The organism is Arthrobacter sp. StoSoilB13, from assembly GCF_019977255.1.
Classification (GTDB): Bacteria; Actinomycetota; Actinomycetes; order Actinomycetales; family Micrococcaceae; genus Arthrobacter.
Genome location: NZ_AP024648.1, coordinates 682,087 through 704,946, shown reverse-complemented (window position 1 = coordinate 704,946; position 22,860 = coordinate 682,087). Strand labels below are relative to the sequence as shown.

18 protein-coding genes and 1 pseudogene are annotated in these 22,860 nt (G+C 61.9%); 6 read left to right on the top strand and 13 right to left on the bottom strand.

Translation table 11 applies throughout. The features are described from left to right. The first annotated feature begins 75 nt into the window (after positions 1-75). On the top strand, positions 76-1,746 hold the full coding sequence (locus LDP01_RS15495) for a sensor histidine kinase (RefSeq protein WP_224091245.1): 1,671 nt from the start codon (positions 76-78) through the stop codon (positions 1,744-1,746). A 3-nt stretch (positions 1,747-1,749) separates the two neighbouring features. Here LDP01_RS15495 and LDP01_RS15490 read toward each other — a convergent pair whose 3' ends face one another. The 3 genes from LDP01_RS15490 to LDP01_RS15480 form a co-directional block, all read right to left on the bottom strand. Further along, on the bottom strand, positions 1,750-1,995 hold the full coding sequence (locus tag LDP01_RS15490; RefSeq protein ID WP_224091244.1) for a PLDc N-terminal domain-containing protein: 246 nt from the start codon (positions 1,993-1,995) through the stop codon (positions 1,750-1,752). A 57-nt stretch (positions 1,996-2,052) separates the two neighbouring features. After that, positions 2,053-3,261: a 5-methylcytosine restriction system specificity protein McrC gene (locus tag LDP01_RS15485; protein WP_224091243.1), complete on the bottom strand. Its 1,209-nt coding sequence runs from the start codon at positions 3,259-3,261 to the stop codon at positions 2,053-2,055. A 79-nt stretch (positions 3,262-3,340) separates the two neighbouring features. Then, positions 3,341-5,575, bottom strand: a complete 2,235-nt coding sequence (locus LDP01_RS15480; RefSeq protein WP_224091242.1) for an McrB family protein — start codon at positions 5,573-5,575, stop codon at positions 3,341-3,343. Between the two features lie 189 nt (positions 5,576-5,764). Between LDP01_RS15480 and LDP01_RS15475 the strand changes: the two genes are divergently transcribed. Next, on the top strand, positions 5,765-7,483 hold the full coding sequence (locus LDP01_RS15475; RefSeq protein WP_224091241.1) for a M23 family metallopeptidase: 1,719 nt from the start codon (positions 5,765-5,767) through the stop codon (positions 7,481-7,483). A 103-nt stretch (positions 7,484-7,586) separates the two neighbouring features. On the opposite strand, the gene LDP01_RS15470 is transcribed toward LDP01_RS15475, so the two are convergent. The 8 genes and pseudogenes from LDP01_RS15470 to LDP01_RS15435 form a co-directional block, all read right to left on the bottom strand. After that, complete coding sequence (locus tag LDP01_RS15470; RefSeq protein ID WP_224091240.1) at positions 7,587-7,949, bottom strand: hypothetical protein; 363 nt, start codon at positions 7,947-7,949, stop codon at positions 7,587-7,589. Continuing rightward, a complete protein-coding gene (locus tag LDP01_RS15465) occupies positions 7,930-9,576 on the bottom strand; it encodes a DUF5107 domain-containing protein (RefSeq protein ID WP_224091239.1) in 1,647 nt (548 codons plus the stop codon). The genes LDP01_RS15470 and LDP01_RS15465 overlap by 20 nt, the downstream gene beginning before the upstream one ends. 67 nt (positions 9,577-9,643) lie before the next feature. Next, positions 9,644-11,188, bottom strand: a complete 1,545-nt coding sequence (locus LDP01_RS15460; RefSeq protein ID WP_224091238.1) for a glycoside hydrolase family 32 protein — start codon at positions 11,186-11,188, stop codon at positions 9,644-9,646. After that, entirely contained in the window at positions 11,185-12,237 is a 1,053-nt protein-coding gene (locus LDP01_RS15455; protein WP_224091237.1) for a LacI family DNA-binding transcriptional regulator, read from the bottom strand. The genes LDP01_RS15460 and LDP01_RS15455 overlap by 4 nt, the downstream gene beginning before the upstream one ends. A gap of 15 nt (positions 12,238-12,252) precedes the next feature. Then, on the bottom strand, positions 12,253-13,662 hold the full coding sequence (locus LDP01_RS15450) for a right-handed parallel beta-helix repeat-containing protein (RefSeq protein WP_224091235.1): 1,410 nt from the start codon (positions 13,660-13,662) through the stop codon (positions 12,253-12,255). Between the two features lie 64 nt (positions 13,663-13,726). Then, positions 13,727-14,681: pseudogene (locus LDP01_RS15445) on the bottom strand (carbohydrate ABC transporter permease). Continuing rightward, positions 14,681-15,568, bottom strand: coding sequence for a carbohydrate ABC transporter permease (locus LDP01_RS15440; protein WP_224091233.1), 888 nt, complete (start codon positions 15,566-15,568; stop codon positions 14,681-14,683). Before LDP01_RS15440 ends, LDP01_RS15445 begins: the two are co-directional and overlap by 1 nt. A gap of 85 nt (positions 15,569-15,653) precedes the next feature. Continuing rightward, complete coding sequence (locus LDP01_RS15435) at positions 15,654-16,934, bottom strand: ABC transporter substrate-binding protein (RefSeq protein WP_224091232.1); 1,281 nt, start codon at positions 16,932-16,934, stop codon at positions 15,654-15,656. A 395-nt stretch (positions 16,935-17,329) separates the two neighbouring features. Between LDP01_RS15435 and LDP01_RS15430 the strand changes: the two genes are divergently transcribed. The 4 genes from LDP01_RS15430 (at position 17,330) to LDP01_RS15415 (ending at position 21,612) form a co-directional block, all read left to right on the top strand. Beyond that, entirely contained in the window at positions 17,330-17,512 is a 183-nt protein-coding gene (locus LDP01_RS15430; protein WP_224091229.1) for a hypothetical protein, read from the top strand. A gap of 179 nt (positions 17,513-17,691) precedes the next feature. After that, complete coding sequence (locus tag LDP01_RS15425) at positions 17,692-18,897, top strand: NosD domain-containing protein (protein WP_224091227.1); 1,206 nt, start codon at positions 17,692-17,694, stop codon at positions 18,895-18,897. Between the two features lie 125 nt (positions 18,898-19,022). Continuing rightward, positions 19,023-20,705 carry a glycoside hydrolase family 32 protein gene (locus LDP01_RS15420; RefSeq protein WP_224091225.1) on the top strand — a complete coding sequence of 561 codons (1,683 nt, stop codon included), beginning with the start codon at positions 19,023-19,025 and terminating at the stop codon, positions 20,703-20,705. Further along, the gene (locus tag LDP01_RS15415) at positions 20,665-21,612 is read left to right on the top strand and encodes a glycoside hydrolase family 32 protein (RefSeq protein WP_224091223.1); all 948 of its coding nucleotides are present in this window, start codon (positions 20,665-20,667) and stop codon (positions 21,610-21,612) included. Before LDP01_RS15420 ends, LDP01_RS15415 begins: the two co-directional genes overlap by 41 nt. A gap of 14 nt (positions 21,613-21,626) precedes the next feature. Here the strand turns inward: LDP01_RS15415 and LDP01_RS15410 are convergent, their stop codons facing one another. After that, complete coding sequence (locus LDP01_RS15410) at positions 21,627-22,394, bottom strand: copper homeostasis protein CutC (protein WP_224091221.1); 768 nt, start codon at positions 22,392-22,394, stop codon at positions 21,627-21,629. A gap of 9 nt (positions 22,395-22,403) precedes the next feature. Further along, positions 22,404-22,820 (bottom strand): acyl-CoA thioesterase, encoded by a 417-nt coding sequence (locus LDP01_RS15405; protein WP_224093867.1) that lies wholly within the window; start codon positions 22,818-22,820, stop codon positions 22,404-22,406. Between the last annotated feature and the right edge of the window lie 40 nt (positions 22,821-22,860).

The following is a 22,860-nucleotide window of genomic DNA, read 5'->3' as shown; positions in this document are numbered from 1 at the left end:
CCCTTCGAAGTATAACCATTATGGTTAGGCTGATCTCATGAACCGACTTTCTTCTCCATTCCAGGTGGTTGCGCCGTGACCCGCCCAAGCACCTGGGATCTTGGCGAGAAGAAAAACCTCCTGGTTTTCCGGCGCTCTTTCCACGAACACACCCTGCGAATGAGGGTGGTTCTCAGCCAGTTGCCGCTGTCCGTCTGTGTGTGCATTTCGGCGATTCTGGTGTGGCTGTTTTTCCCCGCCACCCTCGAGAATCCCCTGTTCCTCCTCTTCCTGCTCAGCCAGGCATTCCTGCTGGCGATGTGCGTCATCGTGCCGTGGCACCGGCTGCCGTTCCCCAGCTTCCTGGTGATACCGATCCTGGATATGGTGTCGATTTCCTTCGGCAGGGAAGGCGGGCAGGAAGCGCTCACGGGGCTCAGTGTCCTGGTGGTCCTGCCCGTCATTTGGCTGTGTGCGTCCGGCCTGTATCCAAGGCTGGCGATTGCCTTGTCATTCGTGGGTCCGCTCTGCATCGTGTGGGCTCCCTTGTTCGTCAAGGGATCCTTCACCGAGCAGGACCTCACCAAACCCCTGCTCTTCCCGATCCTGATACTTGGCATCGGCGTGTCCGTGAGCGTGTTGACCCTGAGCATGGTGCGCCAACAACGGGCTTTGGAGCAGAAGGATGAGGAACTCAAGAAAGCGCTGGACGTCACCACCAAACAGGAGCGGCTCCTCAACACGGTCATGGAAGCCCTGCCGCTGGGTGTGGTGGCAGTGGACGGCGAAGGTCATGACGTCCTCATGAACCGCCGCCAGCGCCAGACCCACTCGCTGGCAACACCTCCGGGCAATGACGATCCGAACGAATCCGAACTGCTCGTCTTCGACCAGGACAGGACCACACCGCTGCCCACTGACCGCCGTCCAGTCCGACGCGCGGTCCTGGGGGAAAGGTTCACGGACCAACTCGTGTGGCTTGGTTCCGGAACAGACCAGCGTGCCTTCACCACAAGCGCCCGCCCCATGGTTGACGACGACGGGAACTTCGCCGGCTCGGTTGTTGTCTTCAGCGACGTCACTGATCTGGTCAATGCCCTGGCCGCCAAGGACGACTTCGTCGCCAACGTCTCCCATGAATTCCGTACGCCGCTGACGTCCATCCTTGGTTACGTGGAGCTCCTGCTGGATGATCCCCGTTCCCTGGATCCCTCGTCCCGGAGGCAACTCGACATCGTTCGAAGGAACGCCGAACGGCTGCTTACCCTGGTATCGGATTTGTTGGCTGTGCGTTCGGGCCAAATGGTCATTCAGCCGCACACGGTGGACGTGGCTGAGCTGGTCCGGGGAAGCGTGAGCTCAGCCGGTCCCCGGGCAGCCAAAGCGGGCATCCGGTTGTCCATGGATGTCCCTGAGTCCTTGGAGGCCCACGTGGACTCCTCACGAATAGCCCAGGTCCTGGACAACCTGGTATCAAACGCCATCAAGTACTCCCCCAAAGGCGCAGACGTGGAAGTTGCTGCGTGGGAGGACCAGGATTTTGTGTTCTGCCGCGTCTCCGATACCGGCATGGGCATGACGGAAGAAGAGCAGTCCGAGGCCTTTACCAAGTTCTTCCGGGCCGGCGGCGTACGCAACAGCACCATTCCCGGCGTCGGGCTTGGACTGCCCATCAGCAAGGCGATCGTTGAAGCGCACGGCGGAACCATCACGCTGGAAAGCGAACCCGGCCGGGGCACAACCTTCCTCGTGAAGATGCCCGCCTGAGCGTTAGCGCGCTGTGCCTGCTACTGCGGCATCACGACGGCGGCCGAAGAGGAAGTAGCTCACCGGTCCGAAAAAGTTGATGAACGAAACAGCGCGCCACACCGCCTTCTTCCCCCTGATTCTGGAGTCGGGGGTCTTTCCGATGCTCCGTTGCGCTGCACCCAGCAGTGCCATATTTATGGCTCCGCTGACAATGAGCATGATCCGCTGGCCCTTGCTCATATCGCGCCACGATTTCCTGCGAGCCATGATGCCTCCCTCGAAAATTTCCACTGAGCCGGAGTTCATTGAGCCGACGATCTCAGGCTAGTCTGAGGCCGTTCTTCCCGCCACAGCCTGACGCACTACCTCGCCCCACGATTGTTCCGCGAGGTCTGCCACGGCGGCCAGGATCTCCGACGGCGGCCGGGACAGGTCCAGCGGATACTCCACGATGTCGATGTCCGTGTTCAGGATCCTTCGCAGCTTCATCTCCCCCGGCCCGGCGTAGACAAGCCATGCGGTCGGGACCCGGAGCGCGGTGCAGTACGCCAGCAATTGGTAATGGTCCGCATTCAGCGAAGCACCGGCATCTCCTGCCGCCGTGTACTTGGAGTCGTAGACCACCACGGGCCTCCCGCCCAGGAAGTGCACGGCGTCGGGGCGGACTGTCAGGCGATCCGTGTCCCGGACAGCCTCATTGAGCAGCGCCCCATACTGGAGGCGCATTTCGCCAGGATAGGCACTCATCGCATGCCTCAAAGCCGTGCCCACGAACTCCTCGAAAACCTGTGCCATATCCACCACAAAGGAAGCGGTCTGCTGCTTCCCTTCTCCGGCCTCGGCCGAGGCATTGCGCAGGATGACCTCCGAGAGCCGCAGAACGGCGTGGTACCTGAGATTCATTCGGTTGGCCCGCCAGGGCGGCAGGGGGGCTCCGGACTGAAGGCGGGTGACGGCGTCGAGCTTTCCCTTCAGTTGGCGCAAGCGGCTCAGGACGTCGGCCCGGACGCCTGGCACCTTCCCCATCCGTTCCAAGGCAGCGCGAAGGATGCGGTTTTCGGCGATGTCCTCGGTGAATTCGTCGTAGGACACTTCCAAGGGCACCATCATTCCGGGCCTGCGGGAGATCTGGTCCGAGATGCGGATGCGGCCTTTGACGGTCCGCAGCGATTCATCGATGGTGAGGTAGCCCTGAAGGACGCCGCGGCTCAGCGCGCGGTCAGCCAGCTGGGCCAGCGATTCGGCCAGGGCACTCCAGAGATCAGGGTGCTCAACGGCTTCCACCGAGTGGTCGCGGAAGCCTTGATCGCCGGCGTAGCTGAGGAGGAAAAGCAGGCGGCTTAAGCCAAGCCGGTCCTTGGGGCGAACCTCAAGCTGGACGGTGGAAGTCCTTACCGAGCCGACTTTGCCGACGGGTTCGATCCTGTAGAGGCCCATGCCAATCGGTGACGCTTTCGCCAGCCCACTGGCGTTGATGAACGCAGCGGTTGGGGGGTCGAGCTTGTCAACGACTCCCCGTGAGAGCTCGTCCATGACGATGTGCCGGGTCCCGGCAGCCGTACGCGCCGTACCGGCACTTGCCGGTGGCCGCCGCGGGCGTGGCGGGACGGCCTTAGCGGGCAGCAAGTCGTCCCAGCAATTGGTCCAGGCCGAAGCGTTCCTCCAACTGCGCGCGGTTCAGCTGCCCATGGTAGTGCTCCTCCAGCAACGGCATGAGCTCGTACTTCCAAATCCGGCGAAGCCCTGTGGGGTTCTGGGCAGCGTTCTTCATGAAGTAGGACGGCCCGATCATCAGGTCCCGGTCCCAGTCATCGATGGCGTCGTTGAGGGCGTCCAGAAGATCCGCGTTGAGCGTGTCCAGGCCGCGGGCTTGAAGGAAGCGCCGCAGCGAGCCCCTGACCGGTTCCACCTTGGGATGCAGCTCGATGAACGCGAAACGACGACGAATGGCGGCGTCCATCATGGCGATGGAACGGTCAGCTGTGTTCATGGTGCCGATGATGTACAGGTTGTCCGGCAGGCTGAAGGGCTCGTTGGGGCTGTACTGGAGGTAAATGCGGTCGTCACGGTACTCAAGGAGGAAGTACAGCTCGCCGAAGACCTTGGCCAGGTTGGCACGGTTCATTTCATCGATGATCAGGAAGTACGGCTTGTGCGCGTTCTCCGGCTTGGCAGCTTCCTCCGCGAGCCGACGCAACGGTCCGGCCACGAGCTTGAAGGAGACCTGGCCGTCGTCGGTCTTGTCCGGCCGGTAACCCTCAAAGAAATCCTCGTACGCGTACGACGGATGGAACTGCACCAGCTTCACGCGTTCATCGGTGCTGTCGCCGGCGAGCTCGGCAGCGAGGTGCTTGGCAAGGTACGTTTTGCCGGTACCTGGAGGTCCGTAAAGAACCAGTTGGCGGTTCTCTTCGAGCAGCTCGGCGATTTCCTTCAGCGGCTCGAGGTCCATGTGAAGGGAAGCTGCGAACTCTTCCGTCAAGGGCCGGAAACCCTGCTGGACAACCTCGACGACGGCGGTGGGCGGCGCTTCGTCCTCGCCATCGGTTTCGGCTTCTACCGGAAGGAGTTCCTGCAACGCCTGAATGACCCTTGTGACGTCCACGATGATCCCGGGCGTGGACAATTGCCGCTGTGCATGGCGTGGGAGTTCGGTGATGGCGTAACTGTCGTCGAACCAGCGGACCTTGCGGCGGATGCGGCGGTTGTCCTCGTGGTGTTCGGGCTCGCCAAGGACGACTCCCACCCGGACGCGTCCGGCGTGTTGGTAGAGCGTAAGGTCACCGGGTTTCATCACGGTGAGGAAGGCGAAGACCGCCGTCTTGGTGTCCTCGCGCTCCACATAGCCCAGGTGCTTGTAATCCTCGTCCACGGCATGCTGGACCACACCGGCAGTGACTCCTGCAGTGAGCGAGCGGAGGTGCTCAACGTCCAGGGTGGCTTTCTCTTCAGCAAGCCAGGCAGCCAGCAGATCTGCGTTGTCGTGATGGGTACGCAGCAACCAGGAGCGGCGGCCGGGGTCTCCCACCTTCCGCCATTGGCTGACCAGCTGGCGTGCGTACCAGTCGATGCGCTGGCCGGCTTGTTCGTCCAGGTGCAGCCGGATCCGATGGATGTCCGCAGTCACGTCCTCTTCGGTATCGCCCCCGGCACCACCAACGAGTGAGGCGAAAGCGTCACGAATCTCCCGGCGCTCCACGTCAGCCACCACAGGCTCGAAGTAGCTGGGCCATACCAAATACTCAATACTGCGGCGCAGGGCCGGCTGGTCCTCTGGTGTTCCGACCGCAAGTTCATGGAACTTCAAAGGATCAGCGAGCGCCTGGTTGATGGTCTCCGTGCTTTGGCTGTCAACGTGCGCAACAAAGCGGCACAGCCATTTCAGGTGGTCCCAAATGGTCCAGTTGAACTCCGCGGTACGGTCGCGGATCACGCCGTGGTCCGTCATGCCCTCGTAGAGCTGTTCCGGCAACTCGATCGGGGGCCCTACCCAGGAGGCAGCCTCGGCCACACGGGCACGCTTCACCCTGAGCGACTTGACCTCATGGGCCAGCGGCAAGGACTGAAGGAAGAGCAACTCCACGGCCAGCAGCTTGGCTTCCCGGGAGGCGCCTTCAAGGTTTTGCCGGAGGTTTGTCATCATGGGCGCTTTGGAATCTTCCACCCCGCGCTCGAGGCGTTCCAGCAGTTCCCCGGCGGCGTCTGCCGTCCAGGTCAGCGTGCGCCCGTCCAGCGCAGAAGGTCTCCCTTGAAGTGCCGGGCCCAGCACATACCAGGCCGCGTCCTCGATCTCCTTGGAGATTCCGGGGGCGCGGTCAATGGCAGGCTTCACGGAGGGGGTCACCATGCCAACTTACCTTGTTTGACTTAGCCAAGCATCTGGATTTGGAGCACCGCAGTATGCGGAAAGCCTTGACGTGGGCCTGTCATTCCCATAGACATGCAGTACCCGTAACATGCAGTGATCGGATCCAGACAATGGTGTGGACCTCCAACACTTTTCGCCGGGCACGGATCCATGTCAGGAGCGGGTTTGGTGAACAACAAGACTCCTGACAAAGGCCCGGCGCGGCTCCGTGGGCACGCCCGCTTTCCGTTAGCGGTTATCGCGGCCGCTGTCATGCTTGGCTGCTTCCAATCCGGAGCGGTCACCCCGGCGCCCCCAGCCGTCCAGCAGATCCGGGCAGATTCATCCGGCGATGCGCCCTCAGCAGCGAACTGGTCCACGAACGACACTCCGAGTCAGGCCACCAACCCTTCGGGAACGGTTGAGCCCGCGCCTGCCAACCCCTTGGGTACTACGCTGTGTCAACAGACAGGGTTTGGACTGGCATCCACCACCGGCGCCCCTTCAGACGTCCAGCTCCGTAATGCTTCGGCCATCATGGTGGCGGCGGAAAAGCTGGGCCTGCCATCCGATGCCCAAATCCTGGGGGTACAAGCCGCGCTTGGCGAATCTTCCCTTGAAAGCAAGGATTACGGCGACGCCGCAGGGCCGGACTCCCGCGGGTTGTTCCAGCAGCGCGCCAACGGGGCATGGGGCTCCTATGCCGATCGAATGGATCCGTTCGTTAGCGCAACCAGTTTCTTCCTTGCCCTGAAGGGCATCAAGGACTGGCAGCTTCTGCCTTCCAGCCTGGCCATCCATCAGGTACAGCGGAACCAGGACTCGGACCACTACACCAAGTACCGGCAGCTGGCCCAGGAAATCGTGGGCTTCCTGAGTTCCCAGGGTCCGCTGACACTCCCCTGTTCCGGCGCTGCTTCGTGGCAAACATCGGTTGGGAATCCCGCGTCCCGTCATGTGCGGCCAGGACCAGGCATGTTGATGTCACCCCTGCTGAACCTGCGTCCCAGTTCACCTTTTGGACTGCGCACCAGTCCCATCACAGGTGCTCCTGGGGAACTCCATACAGGGCAGGACTTCGCAGCGGCCTGTGGCACACCGGTTCATTCTGCCGATGACGGCTACGTGCGCGAGGTGGGCTGGCATGCCTGGGGCGGAGGCAACCGGATAGAGATCGATCACGGCAACGGGCTTATCACTACGTACAACCACCTGCAGGCGAGCGCCGTGCGCAAGGGGCAGGTAGTTGAAGCCGGGGACGTCATCGGCTTGGTCGGCTCCACTGGTTCCTCGACCGGATGCCACCTCCACTTTGAAACGATTGTGAATGGCGTGCTGGTGGATCCATCGTCGTGGAGCCTGATCCCGCTGGATGGAGAGTCGTCCGTGGATCTGCTCAGGCTCACAAGCTTCTCACCGGTAACAGGAACGACGCCGGTTGGCGAGGTTCCGGTGTGGTCGCTCGGGATCGCACTTGGCGAGCCGGAGACGTCGGCTCCCGAGCCGGCTGCGCCGCCTCCAGCACCCGCAGCTACCCCAACGCCGACGCCGACCCCAACTGCGAGCGCCACCCCGACCGCTTCACCAACACCGACCCCAACGGCGAGCGCAACGCCGACCGCATCACCAACGCCAACCCCAACAGCGACCGCGACACCAACCGCTTCACCAACGGCAACCCCAACTCCGAGCGCGACACCAACCGGTTCCCCAACACCGACCCCAACAGCGACCGCAGAACCCACGCCGACAGCAACGGCTGAACCCGCCCCAACGCCTATACCCACAGCTTCACCCACGCCAACAGCTACGGCCGCTCCCACCGCAACCATCACGACGACCCCAACAACCGACCCCACAGCGACCGCCACCATCACGGCTACGCCCACCCCGGCACTAACTCCGTAGCGTGTCCACCCGTCAAGGGTTGATTTCTTACTCGCCCCGCCCGGCATTTTCAGGACGAAGACGGGATAGCGCCTTCCCTTTGGAATGCCGCGAAAGCAGTCCCCTAGTGCATTCCAAATTGGTAGTCGAAGGGCACTGCTTCACCCGGACAGACTTCTTCCCACAGCGCCGCTATGGCATCCTCGCCCTCGCGGAGATCCGGTATCTCCACCCCTTCGCGCAGGATGGCTGCAGCATCGCCTGCCCTGCCCACACGGGCTAGTGCCAGGGCCTTGAGGAACCTCAAACGCCCGACGGCGGCGCCCTCCTTGGGCTCGGACTCCAGCTTGGGCGCGGACTCCAGCAGTTCCAGCGCCTGGGCCGGGTGGTCATGGCGGATGCTGAGTGTCACAGCCTCGGTGAGTAATGCCCTGTTGGAGGGGTCGGCCTGAACCCCGCTCCTGAGTTCATCCAGGGCCCTCGCCATCGATGCCGTCGGCCAATAACGCCAACCCCAATCCGCGATGTGCGAGCGCCAAGGTCCGCTGCTGAACGCCCCCGGCAGCAAGCACCCCACGGTAGGCCGCCTTGGCTCCCTCCAGATCCTGCCTGGCATGCCTCATGGTGGCCACGTGGAAGCGCGCCTCAGGACTTTCCTGTCCCTCCAGCAGCTCCTCCCAGTCAGCTCCGGCAACAAAGGTGGTTGCGCCGTCGAACTCTTTTCCCTTCAGCAGTTCCAGCCATGGTTCCTGCTCCGCCGTGATGCTTTCATCTACGAACGGGGTGCCGCTCTCGTCAATCCAGCCCTTGCCCGTCCTGCGGCGCCGTGCCCGCTCCACGACTCCCCAGCCACTGCCGTGGAGCACCATGGTGGATGGCGGGACGTCAGCATCGGTGATGGCGGCAGGCAGCATTGCCTCCAGGTCCTCGTGCGCCAGGAGCTCCTCAAGCCGCTGGCCGGCATGGGCCACGGCCGCATCCCAATCCGATCCGTGGGACGTTTCCGGGTCCAGATGCCCGTTTCCGTATGCTTCCACCCACGACCATTCCGCACCCGCCGGCATGGACAAATGCTCAAACTGGGTTCTCGCCAAGCCAGCCTGGATCTCGGCGTAAGGGCCGGCACCCGGGCTCAACCACTGCTGCCACCGTTTACCGCCCTGGCCTTGTCCCCAGACGAAAAGCTTCTTGCCCCTCAGCCGGCTCGTGGATAGCATCGCCAGCCCATCGCCGTCGTCGTCCGCAGCCACAACCCAGCGACGTTCGGATAGATCGATATCAAAGAAGAAATCGGCGGCATGCGGGCTGTTGACCAACCACGTGCCGTCGTAGCCGTTGTGGTTTGTGGGCCGGACGCGGGTGATGTCCGTGGCGTAGTCGCTGCCAAATGCTTCGTGGGCCGGCGCGATCACCCGGGTGCGGTCCGTCTCCGGAATGGCTGCGTTGCTCCACCAGTACATGGGAACGTCGTGGTCATTCGGGTTGCGGATGCGCACCGCCGCGAACAGCACGTCCGATTCGGCAGGCAACCATATGTCCACTTGGAACACCACTTCCCGGAGCCGTTCGAACTCCCACACGCGAAGGATGTGCTTTCCGTCCGCGGTGTGGACGATCGCCGTGTGCAGTGGATCGCAGCTGGTGGGCGAGTGGCCGCGCGTGCCAATGTTCCACTCCAAGCCTCCCGCGAACCACGCCTTTCGCAGCGCTATGTTGGCCAGCTGGGGCGCGTCGTGCGTGTGGAGGAGCTGCTTTCCCGTCGTTTTATCGAACAATTCCCAAATACGGCCGCCCAGTGACGGTATGACGGTCGCCTTGAGTTTGCTGTTCTCAAGCACGACGGCGGGCAGCTCCTTGGGTGCCGCCTCCCGGCTATAGCCATCCTGCATGAGGTACGGGAACACGTTGGGCACTACACCGTAGCGGACCGCCGCCTGGAGTTCTTCCGGCACTCCCTCGCCCACGGTGTACGGCTGATCGAGCTCCGCGGCCACCACGGGCAAGGGGTTCAGTGGGCCAATGTCGGCCATCGTCAGGGAAATAGTGGTGACAGTGGGATGGGAAGGTGACGTGGCGGCCATGTCCGTATCCGTTCGTGAGGAATCAACGTCCACACCCACAGTCTCCTCGGACCGGGCAGCCGGCGCCAGACCTCCCTCTACCGTTCGGGGAGCCTCGGGGTCAGGACAGTGAGCCGACGGCCAGTTTCCGGACAGTGGCCGTGCCGCCTTCCACGCGCAGATCTGTGCCCAGGCTCCCGGGCAGGGGAAAAACAAGATCACTCAGGACAACGCTGCCGTCTTGGGCGAAGACCTCCACCGATTGGTCCACGATAATACGCAGCCTCAGCACACCGCCGTCGAGCTTCACTGGCGCCGACTCGGCCGACGCAAACTTTTCGTGGAAGGCAGTGTTGCCGGAATTGCGGCGATCCAGGATGAGCTGACTCGTTACGGCATCAAAGCTGAGAACCGTTGCGGCGCTCCCGTCCGGGGCGCACAAAAGCCTGAACGCAATGGTCCGGGCCGAGCCGGGCAGGATCTCAGCCTCGATCAGCTGGGCTGATCCGGTCCTGGCGTCGGGCAGTTGCACCGCGGAGTCGTGAAGTTCGGCATCCTGAAGAATGTTGGCTGGCGTCCCGGAATCCAGCGGCAACACCGGCGGAAGCACCGGCCGCTGCACCAGGCGCGGCAAACCCTCTACAGTCGCGAGTTCAACCTCGCGGGCAAGCGACATGCCCGAGCGCCACGGGGCCGTGGGCAAGGAGTTGGCATAGTCCCAGTTGTTCATCCAACCGATCATGATGCGGCGGTTGTCCGGGGTGTTGCTGAAGGAGACCGCTGCATAGTAGTCACGTCCCCAGTCCAGCCACAGGCATTCCCTGAGATCGATGGTCCCGTCAGCGTGCGGTGAAACGAGCGAATCAGGATCGGCAGTGAACCGCACGCCATCGAAGTGGCCCACGAAGTACTGCCCTCCCGAGCCACCGGCCACGGCACCAGGATTGACGTTAACCACCAGGACCCACTTGACGTTCTCCGGATTGCCATCGACGGGGAGCGGGAACAAGTCCGGGCATTCCCATTCGCCTTCCGACGAGTTCGCGGGCCCGAAAGTACTCAGGTATTCCCAGTCCTTCAGATTGTCCGAGCGGTACATAACAACCTGCTGATGCTGGGCCTCCACGGCCACCATCACCCAGCAGGACCCGGCAGATCCCTCATAGCGGAAAACCTTGGGATCCCGGAAATGGGCCGAGCCCCGGCCAAGCACCGGATTGCCTGCATATTTGCTCCAGGTCATGCCGCCATCCGTGGAGAACGCGAGGGACTGTGCCTGTGTCCCCTGATGCGTCGAGCCTTCCTTGAAGGCGCTCGTGTAGATGGCCACCAACGCCGGACCTTCCTCTGTGCCGAAGCCCGACGTATTGCCGTGGTCCACCACGATGCTGCCGGAGAACACGTCTTCTTCATCGTCGCAGGCGATGGCAACCGGGTGTTCAGTCCAGTGCAGGAGGTCTGTTGAGGTGGCATGCCCCCAGGACATGTTGCCCCAGACGTTATCGAACGGGTTGTTTTGGTAGAAGAGGTGGTAGAGGCCCCCGTGCCAAACCAGTCCGTTGGGGTCGTTCAGCCAGGTGTTCCTGGCCGTGTAGTGAAGGATCGGGCGCACCGATGGGGCGGCGTCTTCGCCGGGACCGGCACGGTGGGTTGTTGTTTCAGTCATCGGAGGTCTTTCGGGAGGGATGCGACGGAATCGCGAAGAACCATGGGGCAGGGAAGAACGGTGGGGTGGGTGGCGAACAGCTGCAGGTCGGTTTTCCCTTCGATGGCATCGATCAGGTTTTCCGTTGCCCATGCGCCCATCTCGTAGTGCGGCAGTGCCACCGTTGTCAGCGCAGGGTAAAGGTTTTCGGCAATGAGCTCCTGGTTGTCGAAACCGACGAAGGAGATGTCCTCCGGAATCCTTAGACCGAGTTCCGCAGCGGCCCGGTAGGCGCCCATGGCCATGCGGTCGTTGTAGCAGAACACGGCGGTTGGCCGGCTCTCAGGTTTCAGCAGGCGCAGCGCCGCCTGGTAGCCACCAGGCATCTCCGAATGCTCGGACTGGACCAGTTCTTCGTGGAACGGCAGCCCTGCGTCTGCCAACGTTTCCTTGAAGGCGCGCAACCGGGAGTGGGTTGCAGGCACGTCGTCGGTGTTGTTCAGCATCCCGATCCGGGTGTGGCCGGCGTCGATCAATGTCTGCACGGCCGACCTTGCTCCACCCACCTCGTCGGGGATGACGGAGGAAACAGTGTGGCTGATGTCTTCGGAGTCCACCAGGACTGCAGGCAGTCCTGCCAGATTCCCGGGCACAGCCAGCTTCCGGTGATACATCGTGGCGTACAGGATGCCGTCCACTTGCCGGTCCAGCAGGTCCGCCACCTGGCTTTCCTTGGACTCCTGGGAGCTGGTGCTCGTGGAGTTGATGATCATGATGTTGTAGCCCCGGCGCTTGGCAGTTTCCTCTGAGCCGAGGATGATCCTGCCTGCATGCGGCGTGGTAGCGATTTCCTCGCTGATGAACCCGATCATTCCTGAACGTTGCGTCCGCAGGGCTTGTGCCAGCCGGTTAGGGCCGTACCCCAGACGGTGTGCGGCTTCCTGCACCCGCTCCCTGGTCCTGGCGCCCACCCGGGCGTAGGCAACATCGTTCAGGACGTGGGAGACGGTGGTGACCGAAACCCCGGCCTCTGCCGCCACATCCTTGATACCCACTGATCTATTGGTCATTGGTCCCCCACGTCCTCATGATGTTGGTGCTGATCCTGCGATCGAATCAGCATGTGCCGCCTGGAAACCGACTGTCGGTGTGGCCCTCAAGGCGTTGACAGCCCTGTCTGCAATAACCTGCGCGTCAGTCCCGGAATCCAGGACCGTATTCCGGGCGGATCCGGATTCGACCAGGACGGCCGTAACGGCGAGCCCGTCGGAAGCACCTGTGGTCAGCAGGGCGTCCACCTGGGCAGAGAAGCAGGAATCACTGGATGTGGAGTGAACGTCCATCGCCACCACATGGTTGTTGGAGACGAAGTTTCCAGCCCCCTCCAGCAAACGGATGATGACCGGCGTCGCACCTGCGGGACGGATGCTCTGTGCGTCGATGACCTCGGAGAAGTGGTTGCCCACCACAGAGTTGTTGCTCCCGCTAACGCAGAGAAGCCCGTAAAGATCGTCCAGCCCGTTATCGACTCCCAGGAAGGGTGTCCAGGGCTCATGGTCACGCAGGAAATGGTTCGTTGCCACCAGGTTCTCGGAACTGTTAGCGGCAAGCACCACCATCCCGGGGTAGAACGAATGCAGACGGTTGTTGGTGACGCTTGAACGCGTGACGCCGTCCAAATAGACGCTGCTCGCACCCCTGGGGAAGATGTTGTTCGCGGTTATCAGGAGCCCGCCATGGTTCCTGGCGTAGATCGAGTGGCCCTTGAAACCTGCCCCGATCAAATTGTCGGTGATCTTGGACGCCTGTCCCCAACCGCGCAACTCGATGCAGCTTCCACACTCGGCGATGAAGTTATCGTGAATGGACAGCGCGTCGGCGTTATGGATCGTGAGGGCGTTCTCAAGGTAGATGAACCCCATCCCCGTGACGCGGAATGAGTCATTGGCGCTCGCCACATAGATACCGGTCTTGCCGTTCACATAAGTGTTTTCCGGTGGCAGCCCCGAGCCGTCCGGGGTGAAGTGCAAGCCGTCAATGCAGAAGTTGGAGAACTCCACCGAGCTGATCCGGGGGCTCCCGCTTCGCTCAATGTAGAAGGCCGCCCCGTTGGCTTCGTCCGAGCCCTCCCCGTCCGCGCCCTCCCCGTCCGAGGCGGGCGGAAGATCGACAATAATGCGACTTCCTCCGGGCCACAGCTCGTGCAGATCAGGCCACTCCTCTTCGGGAACGTTGAACCTGATGCTCGAAGACGTAAAGCCGTGTCCCGAGCCCTGGATCCTTAGGAAGCTGATATCGATCACCACCTGCGTACGGAGGTGGTAGTCCCCGGGTGGCAGGTAGATCACCGCCCCCGGCTTTCCTCCGTTGTTCACATCGGTAGCTGCCTGCCGGTCCTTGATATCGGCGATGATGCTGTTGATGACTTCGCCGACGTCTTCGGACGGGTTGCCGACCGGCCACGTAGTCACGTCGTAGTAGTTGTTGCTTGACATAGCTTCTGCCCTTTTTGTGGTGTGGTTTCCCAGCCCTTGACGGTTCTCAGCCCTTGACGGTTTCTCAGCCCTTAACGGCGCCGAGCGTCATGCCTGCGACAATCTTGCGCTGCAAGAGAAGGGTGAGAAGGATGACCGGGATGGAGTAAACGGCGGCCAGCGCCGTCATGGATCCCCAGTCCAGGCCGAACTGGGTCTGGAAGTTCGCGATGACCACTGGAGTCGTCTGGGATCGGATGGCGGTCATCAGGAGTGCGAAGAGGAACTCGTTCCATGATGCGAGGAAGGCGAAGATCGCGGTGACGGCGATGCCTCCGGAAACCACCGGGATCACTACCCGCCAGAGCGCGCCGAGCCTGCTGCAGCCATCCACCGTTGCAGCCTCTTCCAGGTCGCGGGGAACGGCCTCGAAGAAGCTGGACATCAGCCAGATGGACAGCGGCAAGGAAATGGTGGTGTGGGCAATGGACAATGCGATCGGGGTATCCGCCAAACCAGCCGAAGCCATCATGGATGCCAGCGGAATGCCGATTGCTACCGGCGGCACCATGCGGGTGACCAGCGCGGCCATGATGAACACCCGGCCGCTCGGAGTCTTGTAGCGCGTGATGCCATAGGGCCGCCGGGACAGCCAGGACCAACGACAGCAGGGTGCTGATGATTGCGGTCTGGATGCTGTTGATGAATGAAGCCAGCACACCGCTACGGCCAAGGGCATTCGCGTAATTCTCCAGGGTCCATTCTTTGGGGAGGATGGTAGGTGGAACGGCGATGGTGTCGATCGGGGTCTTGAAAGACGTAAACAGCAGGTACAGGAACGGGAATCCGTACAGCACCATGGCTGCGGCCAGCAGGATCCACAGAATGGTCCTGGTGCTGCGGCGGCCGGCTTCCAGGCCTTCGCGGTTGACGCCGCGGCGCTTGCGCGGGGCAACATGCGTGGCGGTTGAAACGGAACTCCTGGCACTCACGGCAGGCGCCTTCCCGCCGTCGGGCTTTGTTCGTTCGGCGACGCGCATCAGTTGTCCTTTCCTGGCCGCCAGATGGTGGCCACCGCGAAGAATGCGACGGCGAGCATCGCCAGCAGGTAGATAGTGCCCATGGCGCTGGCCAGGCCGGGATCGCCGAAGCGGATCATGGTCCGGTAGATCAGCAGGCTCATGGTTTCGGAGGCGGACTGCGGGCCGCCGTTGGTTTGGATGAGGATTGTGTCAAAGGCCCGGGCGGCATCGATTCCGCGGACCACCAGCGCCACGGCGATCACCGGGCGGAGGAGCGGAAGGATGATCTGGAACAGGAGCGCCGGTGCCTTGGCGCCGTCCAGGCGGGCTGCCTCGATGAGGTCGCCGGGGATGTTTTGGAGGCCGGCGAACAGCACCAGGCACATAAAGGACGTCGTGAGCCAGATATCGGGGACGGCTACCGAGAACAGCACGATGTCCGGGTCCGAGAGCCAGCCGATCTGGTTCGGGTTTGAGAGGATGCCCGCTTGGTGCAGGAGGGTTCCGATGAGGCCGAAGTTATCGATCATCAGGAACTTCCAGAGCAGGCCGGCCACGATCGGCGCAATCATCAGCGGGTAAAGGAACACCGTTCGCCAAATCTGGGACTTGCGTCCCAGCGTGGTGAACAGGAGAGCCATCCCAAGGCCGAGCGCGAACTCGAGCGTCACCACCACCACTGTGTAAGCCAGGGTCCGCCAGCCGGCACCCATAAAGGCTTCGGAGGCGAACGCTGCCGCATAGTTTTGGAATCCGACGAAGTCACGCGGGCCGCCCGCGATGGGCGAGATCTTGAAGAAGCTGTCCGCGACGAGGCGGAACAGCGGGTAGGCCACGAACACGGCCAGGAACAGCGCCGCTGGGGTCATCAGGTATAGGGCGAAGCGGCGATCGGAGATACGCACGATTTTCTCTTCTGTTTGTTGGGGCTCTGTTGGTTGGGGCCGCGGCCGGCACCGGCTGAGTCTGCTGGTGCCGGCCGCGGAGCCTTTACTTGAGGAGGTCCTGGATCTGCTTCTTGGCGTCAGCCAGGAGGGTGGCGGAGTCGCCGCCGGCCACAGCCTTCTGCAGGAGCGGCACCAGCACGGTGTCCACAATCTGCTGCCACTTGGCTGTTGCCGGACGCGTTGCGGTTGCCTTGCCGTTGAGCGTTTCAATCAGCGGTTTGAAGCTCTCGTAGCCTGGCTGGTTCTGGTACTTCTCAAATGCTGAGATGCGGGAGGCGAGTCCAAGGCTGGATTCCACACCCATGCTGTTGTGGTCGTACGCGCACTTGATGAACTTCTTGGCGGCATCAGCGTTCTTGGTCGCCTTGGGTACTGACAGGTACCACGGGCCCGGAACACCCGCGACGCCGGCGCTGCCGCCAATCATCGCTGCAGCTCCAACCTTGCCTGCTACGGGAGAGTCCTTGGGGATCTGCCGGTAGGCGTGTGCCCAGAAGCGGGTCATAGCGGTCTTGCCCTGGTTGAACAGGTTCTGTGCCGCCGCCCAGTCAACCTGTGCAGCACCCGGAGGGGCTGACTTGGTGAGGCTGACGTAGAAGTCGAGCGCTTCCTTGTGGGCAGCGTTATCGATGACCACGTTGTTGTTCGCGTCAAGGACCATCGGCGAGCCGGCCTGCAGGACGTGAGCGAGCCATTCCGTTTCCACGGCGCCCTTCACGTCCGTGCCGTACATGCCGTCCTTGGTGAAGAATTCGGAAATGTCCTGGTACTGCTTCCACGTGGTGGGGGCTGCCAGTTCATAGCCGTACTTTGCCTTGAAATCTGCCTTGTTCTTGGCGTCCTCGAAGAGATCCTTGCGGTACAGGATGATCTCTGCGTTGGTCCAGGCAGGCATGCCGATGAAGTGGCCATCAACGTTGGCTTCCTTCACAAGGGCGGGGAAAATGTCCTTCTTCGCTTCATCTGTGAACAGTTCATCGATTGGCTGGACTGCATCCTTGAAGCTGGGGAGCCACACGGAGTCCAACGCCGCGACGTCGAAGGAAACGTTGCCGGAGGAGAACTCGCTGGAGAGCCGGTTGAACATACCGTCATAGGGCAGTTCGACGAAGTTGACGTTGAGGCCGGTGTCTTTCTTGCATTGCTCGGCAACGCCTGTGAGCTCGGCGTGGCCGCCTGCTTCCACCAGGACGTTGACAGTGCTGGACGCGCTTCCGGATGTTGGTGCGGGGCCCCCGGCACCGCAACCCGTAGCTGCTAGTGCGACGGCAGTGCAGAGGCCGCCGAGTGTGACGAGTCTGGAGATGGTCTTTCGAGTGGACATCGCTGTCGGCTTTCTCTTTGAACGGGATGTGAAAGATTCTGTGGGGATGAAGAATCGTTTTGCCAAAACGACTTGGCAACACCATAGGCCCGATTTCCGGGGTATGTCAAGCGTCACATTTTGGCTCCCCCAAGCTCTTGACGAGCTTGATGGCCCAGCCCTAGAGTCATCGTCGCAGGCAGCTAAACCGTTTTGGCATATTTTGGCTGATGTGGGCAGGTTTTGGCACGCGTTGTGCCTCTTCCGGCTCACGCCTGTTCTTTAGGCCGACGCCGGCTCTTTAGGCAGATTGTTATCCCGTCCGCCGGTTTCCACCCCTGGTCCGGTCCCTTCCCACCTCTCGTCCCACCTCTCGCCAGCGTCCCCACTTGGGGACCCTATTCACAGGAGAACGCATGAAACCCATCCCCGACATCAGCCGACGAAGTCTACTCCGCGCGCTTACCGCATCGGCGGCAGTTGCCTTCGCCGTGGCAGCCACGGGCAGCGCTGCTGCCGCGGCACCAGGGCAGGTGGCCGCAACGCCCGACGCCGGTACTCAGCCCCAAGGGCACCGCCACCTGATCGGCGTTTTGTAAAGCAACCGTCTCTGTAGAACCACCCGTCTGTAGTACCACCGGGAACCACCGGAGGCGTGCGGCAGCATGCGTCTAAGCGAGGCATGAGCGAGCATGCGGAGCACGGCGCCGGCGGTTCCGGACGCACTTGAAGAGAAGCAGCACAGTTCAGTCCCCCAACGATGTGAGGAGAACCAGCTTTGACCACCGTCTACGACGTCACCACCTGGAGCGTTCCAGGGAATCCGTCCGCCACCCCGTACAACGACATCGGGCTCATCATCAACAGCATCATCGCTGACATCAAGAGCCAGCAGACCAGCCAGGCGTCCAAGCCAGGTGCTGTCATCTACATCCCGCCGGGAGACTACTCCCTGAAGACCAGGGTGAATGTGGACATCAGCTTCCTGACCATCCGTGGATCGGGCCATGGCTTCACCTCGTTGAGCATCCGCTACAACGCCGGCAACACATCGGGCTGGCACGAGATCAACCCCGGCGCCAGCCGCGTCAGGGTGGAAAACACTGACGGGAACACGGACGCCTTCCGGGTCTACCGCACAGGTGATCCACGAATCAGTGGGGTGGTGTTCGAGAACTTCTGCCTTGACGGAGTCTCCTTCGGCTCCAACGAGAACGACTACACCAACGGGAAAACAGGCATCCGCTTCGATTCTGCCAACGATTCCTGCCGGGTGGAGCGCATGGGAATGGTGTACCTCGAGCACGGGCTCGTGGTGAGGGATACAGATGCCCTGAGCGTCAGCAGCAACTTCCTTGCTGAAAATGGATCATGCGTGGAACTGACAGGATCGGGCCAGGCCTCGAAAGTCACCGACAACCTTATTGGCGCCGGCTTCGTGGGATTCTCGATCTTCGCCGAGGGGCACATGGGCTTGCTGATCACGGGCAACAACGTTTTCCCCCGGGGTAAGAGCAGCGTGCACTTCAAGGACTGCACGCGCTCCTCCATCACGTCCAACCGCTTTCATGCCTTCTACCCCGGCATGGTGAACTTCGAGGGCAGCTGCACCGAAAACCTCGTTGGCGCAAACCACTTCCTGCGCCAGATGGAACCGTTCGATCCCCTCAAGCCTTACAACAACGGTTTGGATGATCTGTTCGGCCTGGTGCACATAGCGGGCAGCAACAACACCGTCATTGGAAACCACTTCAGCTACGACGTCGCCTCGGGATCGGTCACGCCGTCGGGGCAGACGCCCACCATCATCCTGGTGGCATCCGGTAACAACAACTACATCGCCACCAACAACACCGTCTCGGCCATCGCGGTGCACACAGTGGTCCTGGACGCATCGACTTCAGGGTCCAAAGTGTTGGACAGCGGCGATAGCAACCAGGTGGTTCGCTACGCGTCCAACTACGCGTTCAGGGCAACGCCGTAACTGCACGGCGTCATCGCACGACATGAATATGAATAGCGAATAGCACGACGGCGGGCGTCGCCCCATCAGGCGGGTCCGCCGTCGTCATCCTGCAACGCAAGCCCCTGACGAAAGGTCTGTCAACGATGACAAGACGCACCAAAGTCCTGATGTCGATTGGGGCGGCCGTGGCACTCACCGCTGCCTCATTCTCCGTTGCCACCACCGCCCAGGCCACCGATCCTGATCCGGCCACCCAGCAATACCGGCCGTACCTGCACTACACGCCGGAAGCGAACTGGATGAACGATCCCAACGGACTTGTCTTCCACAACGGGAAATACCACATGTATTACCAGTACAACCCCAACGGAACGCGGTGGGGAGACATGAGCTGGGGCCACGCTTCCTCCACCGACCTGATCCACTGGGAGGAACACCCACTCGCCATTCCACGGGGTTTCAACGGATCCGGCCAGGTGATCGAGGAAATCTTCTCCGGATCAGTAGTGGTGGACACCCAGAACACCAGCGGGCTCGGGAGTCTCCAAAATCCGCCGTTGGTGGCCATCTACACGAGCAATTACACTGCGGCCCACCCCACCCTCGCTGGTAAACAGGCCCAGTCATTGGCATTCAGCACCGACGACGGACAGACCTGGACCAAGTACGGCAACAACCCGGTCCTGAACAGGAACACGTCAAGCTTCCGCGACCCCAAAGTCTTCTGGTACGACTCCCCCACCGGCCCGGACTACTGGGTCATGGCAGCCGTTGAAGCCGACGAGCACCGCGTCCTCTTCTATAAAAGCAATGACCTGAAGCAATGGAACTATCTGGATGACTTCGGTCCCGCAAATGCCACCGGAGGGCAGTGGGAATGCCCTGATCTGTTCCCACTCGCCGTCGATGGTGACCCGAACAACGTCAAGTGGGTCCTCTCGGTGAACATCAATCCCGGAGCCGTCGCAGGCGGCAGCGGCGGACAATACTTCGTAGGAACCTTCAACGGCACTTCCTTCACCGCTGAAAACATCGATCCCGCCAGCCAGCTTCCCCCCGGAAACGTCCTTGCCGGCTTCAACAGTGGCAATTACAGCGGCTGGAACATCCAGAACGATCCTTCGAACAGTTCCGGGCCTTGGGGAAGCGCCCCCGCCTCCGGAAGTCTTTCTGGACAGATGGCGGTTACTGGCAACATCGGAGCCGGGCTGGTTAACGGCTTCCACGGTGGAGATGCTCCCGTGGGCACCATGGAATCAGCACCTTTCACGCTGGACAAGGACTACCTCAACTTCCTCGCCGGCGGCGGTAAACACCCGCAGGAAGCCGGCAAGCAGTCAGGAAACCAGGCGCCTCCGGGCTATCTGCTCTTCGACGGCTTCGACTACCCCGGCACGCTCACGCAAGCTGGCTGGCAGCTAACGGGTGACTTCCAGGCGGCACTTAACCCCTCGACGTCGGGCGGTGAATTCGCCATTGGAAAACGGATCAACACGTTCGAAGGCGGCCCGTACCAGGACAACAACGTCGGCACCATCACGTCTCCCGAGTTTTACCTGACCAACACCAACATCGGCTTCCTCCTTGGCGGCGGCAACCGCAGCGGCGGCGAACTCCAGGTTGAGCTGCTGGTTGGCGGCGTGCCAGTGCGCACTGCCACCGGTACGAATTCAGGGGACCTGAACTGGCAGAATTGGGACGTTTCCCCCTGGTACGGCCAGATCGCCCGCATCCGAATTGTTGATAACGCAACCGGGCCCCTGGGGCCACCTGACTCTGGACAACATGGTGTTGGGCTCGGAGCAGGCGAAGCCCAGGAGCGCTGAAACCACAGTGAACCTTGTGGTCAATGGCCAGACCGTCCGTACCGCCACCGGCAGCGATTCCGAACATCTGGAGTGGAAAGCCTGGGACGTTAGCGCCTACAAGGGCAGCCAGGCCACCATCAAGATCGTGGACAACAACCGCGGCGGCTGGGGACACATCCTGGCCGACGAGTTCGTTTCCTCCGATGCCTCCCATCTGGAACAGCACGATTGGCTGGACTGGGGCAGGGACTACTACGCCACGGTGTCCTTCAACAATGCTCCCAACGGCAAGCGCATCATGCTGGGCTGGATGAACAACTGGGACTACGGTCAGGACACTCCCACCACCACGTGGCGCGGAACCATGGCGTTGCCACGTGAAGTGGTACTAACCCAGACGTCCGCGGGTCCGCGGCTGCGACAGCAGGTGGTGTCCCAGGCCGATGCATTGAAGAACACGGCGGCCGCATACACGGCGTCAGCCCAGGACATCGCGTCAGGAACAACCACACTTCCCATTACAGGTGACGTGGTGCAGGTTGACGCCGAGTTCTCTCCGGGGACGGCGTCGGCGTTTGGCGTGAAAGTCCTCGATAACGGAACCGAAGCAACCCGCATCGGCTACGTTCCGGCCACTCAACGGCTCTCCATCGACAGGACCAACTCGGGCAACGAGGGATTCCATCCAGCCTTCAGCTCATTAGAGGATCCGCGGGTCGAGTTGATCAATGGCAGGCTCCGCCTGCGCCTGTACGTGGACCGTGCATCAGTGGAGCTCTTCGCCCAGGACGGCCTGACCACCATCACGGACCAGGTCTTTCCAAGCGCTGGGGCCACCAGCATCTCGGTTTTCTCGGAAGGAGGAACCGCACGGCTCGAAAGCCTGACGGTAACTCCCCTGAACCAGGCAATGTGGGGAGGCTGACCCAGCAGTGGAAACTATGCCGGAGGAGCACCGAGTTCCAGCGCGTTGATCTCGGCCCGCGCCATGCGGACCGTTTCCCGGTCTGTCACGGTATAGGCGGTGGGGTCGGCGCCGTCCTGCGTGCCAAGGGATATGGTTCGCTGGCCCAGCGTAGAGACCGTTCTCTTGGCGGACATATGAACTGCTGAGAGGCCGGCCGCGTGCATCGCCGGAATATCGCCGAGCTGCAAGCCGCCTCCTGCCATGATTTCGAGTGCTCCTCCCGCCCGCTCCACCATCTCGGAAAGGGTGGCAAGGCCTGCACCTGCTGTGGCCTCGTGGCCAGACGTGAGTACCCGGGTGAACCCGAGTTCCAGCAGTTGATCAAGGGCCGCCAAGGGGTCCCGTGATTGGTCGATCGCGCGATGGAAGGTCAACTGCACTTCAGGGCTCGCCAGCCGGGCAGAATCCACCAGCCGTTGGACCGCGTGAACATCGATATCGCCCTCTGCGGTCAGGGCGCCCACTACTACCCCGTGGGCGCCCTGAGCCAGCAGGTGACGTACTTCGTGCACCATGGTGTCCACGTCCGAGGCGGAATAGTGGAAATCGCCGGGGCGGCAACGCACCAGCGGGTGGATCTCAAGGCGTCCGTCAACATGTTCAATGCTGGCCTCCAGTAGTCCCTGGCTTGGCGTGATGCCGCCAAGTTCCAGGCTGCTGCAGAGCTCAATCCGATCGGCACCTTCGGATGCGGCCGTACCGGCACCCGTCGCGCTCACCACCGCGATTTCAAGTTTCATGGTGAAACTCTACGCGCGGTACCGCTCCAGCTTTTCCTTCTGGTCCGGGGTGAGCCTGAGGACCCTGCCGGTAGCCTCTGCCACGAAGGCCAGGTGCGTACTGGCTTTGACGCATTCTTCCTGTGTGACGGGGTCCTTGATGACGTAGTGAAGATCAAAGCTGGCCCCCTTGATGGCGCCAACCCAAATCTCCACCACGGCCGGGATGTTGCGGTATTCCAGAGTCCGCACGTACCGGACCTTGTGCTCCACAACCAACGTCATGGTGCCCTCCTCAACATCATTGAAGAGGGCCGCCGGTGGTTCAACGCCCGGAAGGCCAGCGCCCCGTGGTGGTCCGAAAGCCGCGATTCGGGCTTCTTCCAGCATCCGAACGATCTGCACATTGTTGATGTGCCCGTAGGCATCCATGTCACCCCAGCGCATGGGTACGAGTACCTCGATGCGCTGGGGTTCCACGGAATCC

What these genes read in the sequence shown, in the direction of transcription:
- LDP01_RS15490 (WP_224091244.1), bottom strand. Translation starts at nt 1,995, where the DNA reads ATGGCTCGCAGGAAATCGTGGCGCGATATGAGCAAGGGCCAGCGGATC.
- LDP01_RS15485 (WP_224091243.1), bottom strand. Translation starts at nt 3,261, where the DNA reads ATGGACGAGCTCTCACGGGGAGTCGTTGACAAGCTCGACCCCCCAACC.
- LDP01_RS15480 (WP_224091242.1), bottom strand. Translation starts at nt 5,575, where the DNA reads ATGGTGACCCCCTCCGTGAAGCCTGCCATTGACCGCGCCCCCGGAATC.
- LDP01_RS15470 (WP_224091240.1), bottom strand. Translation starts at nt 7,949, where the DNA reads ATGGCGAGGGCCCTGGATGAACTCAGGAGCGGGGTTCAGGCCGACCCC.
- LDP01_RS15460 (WP_224091238.1), bottom strand. Translation starts at nt 11,188, where the DNA reads ATGACTGAAACAACAACCCACCGTGCCGGTCCCGGCGAAGACGCCGCC.
- LDP01_RS15455 (WP_224091237.1), bottom strand. Translation starts at nt 12,237, where the DNA reads ATGACCAATAGATCAGTGGGTATCAAGGATGTGGCGGCAGAGGCCGGG.
- LDP01_RS15450 (WP_224091235.1), bottom strand. Translation starts at nt 13,662, where the DNA reads ATGTCAAGCAACAACTACTACGACGTGACTACGTGGCCGGTCGGCAAC.
- LDP01_RS15435 (WP_224091232.1), bottom strand. Translation starts at nt 16,934, where the DNA reads ATGTCCACTCGAAAGACCATCTCCAGACTCGTCACACTCGGCGGCCTC.
- LDP01_RS15430 (WP_224091229.1), top strand. Translation starts at nt 17,330, where the DNA reads ATGAAACCCATCCCCGACATCAGCCGACGAAGTCTACTCCGCGCGCTT.
- LDP01_RS15420 (WP_224091225.1), top strand. Translation starts at nt 19,023, where the DNA reads ATGACAAGACGCACCAAAGTCCTGATGTCGATTGGGGCGGCCGTGGCA.
- LDP01_RS15415 (WP_224091223.1), top strand. Translation starts at nt 20,665, where the DNA reads ATGGTGTTGGGCTCGGAGCAGGCGAAGCCCAGGAGCGCTGAAACCACA.
- LDP01_RS15410 (WP_224091221.1), bottom strand. Translation starts at nt 22,394, where the DNA reads ATGAAACTTGAAATCGCGGTGGTGAGCGCGACGGGTGCCGGTACGGCC.
- LDP01_RS15405 (WP_224093867.1), bottom strand. Translation starts at nt 22,820, where the DNA reads ATGCGCTGGGGTGACATGGATGCCTACGGGCACATCAACAATGTGCAG.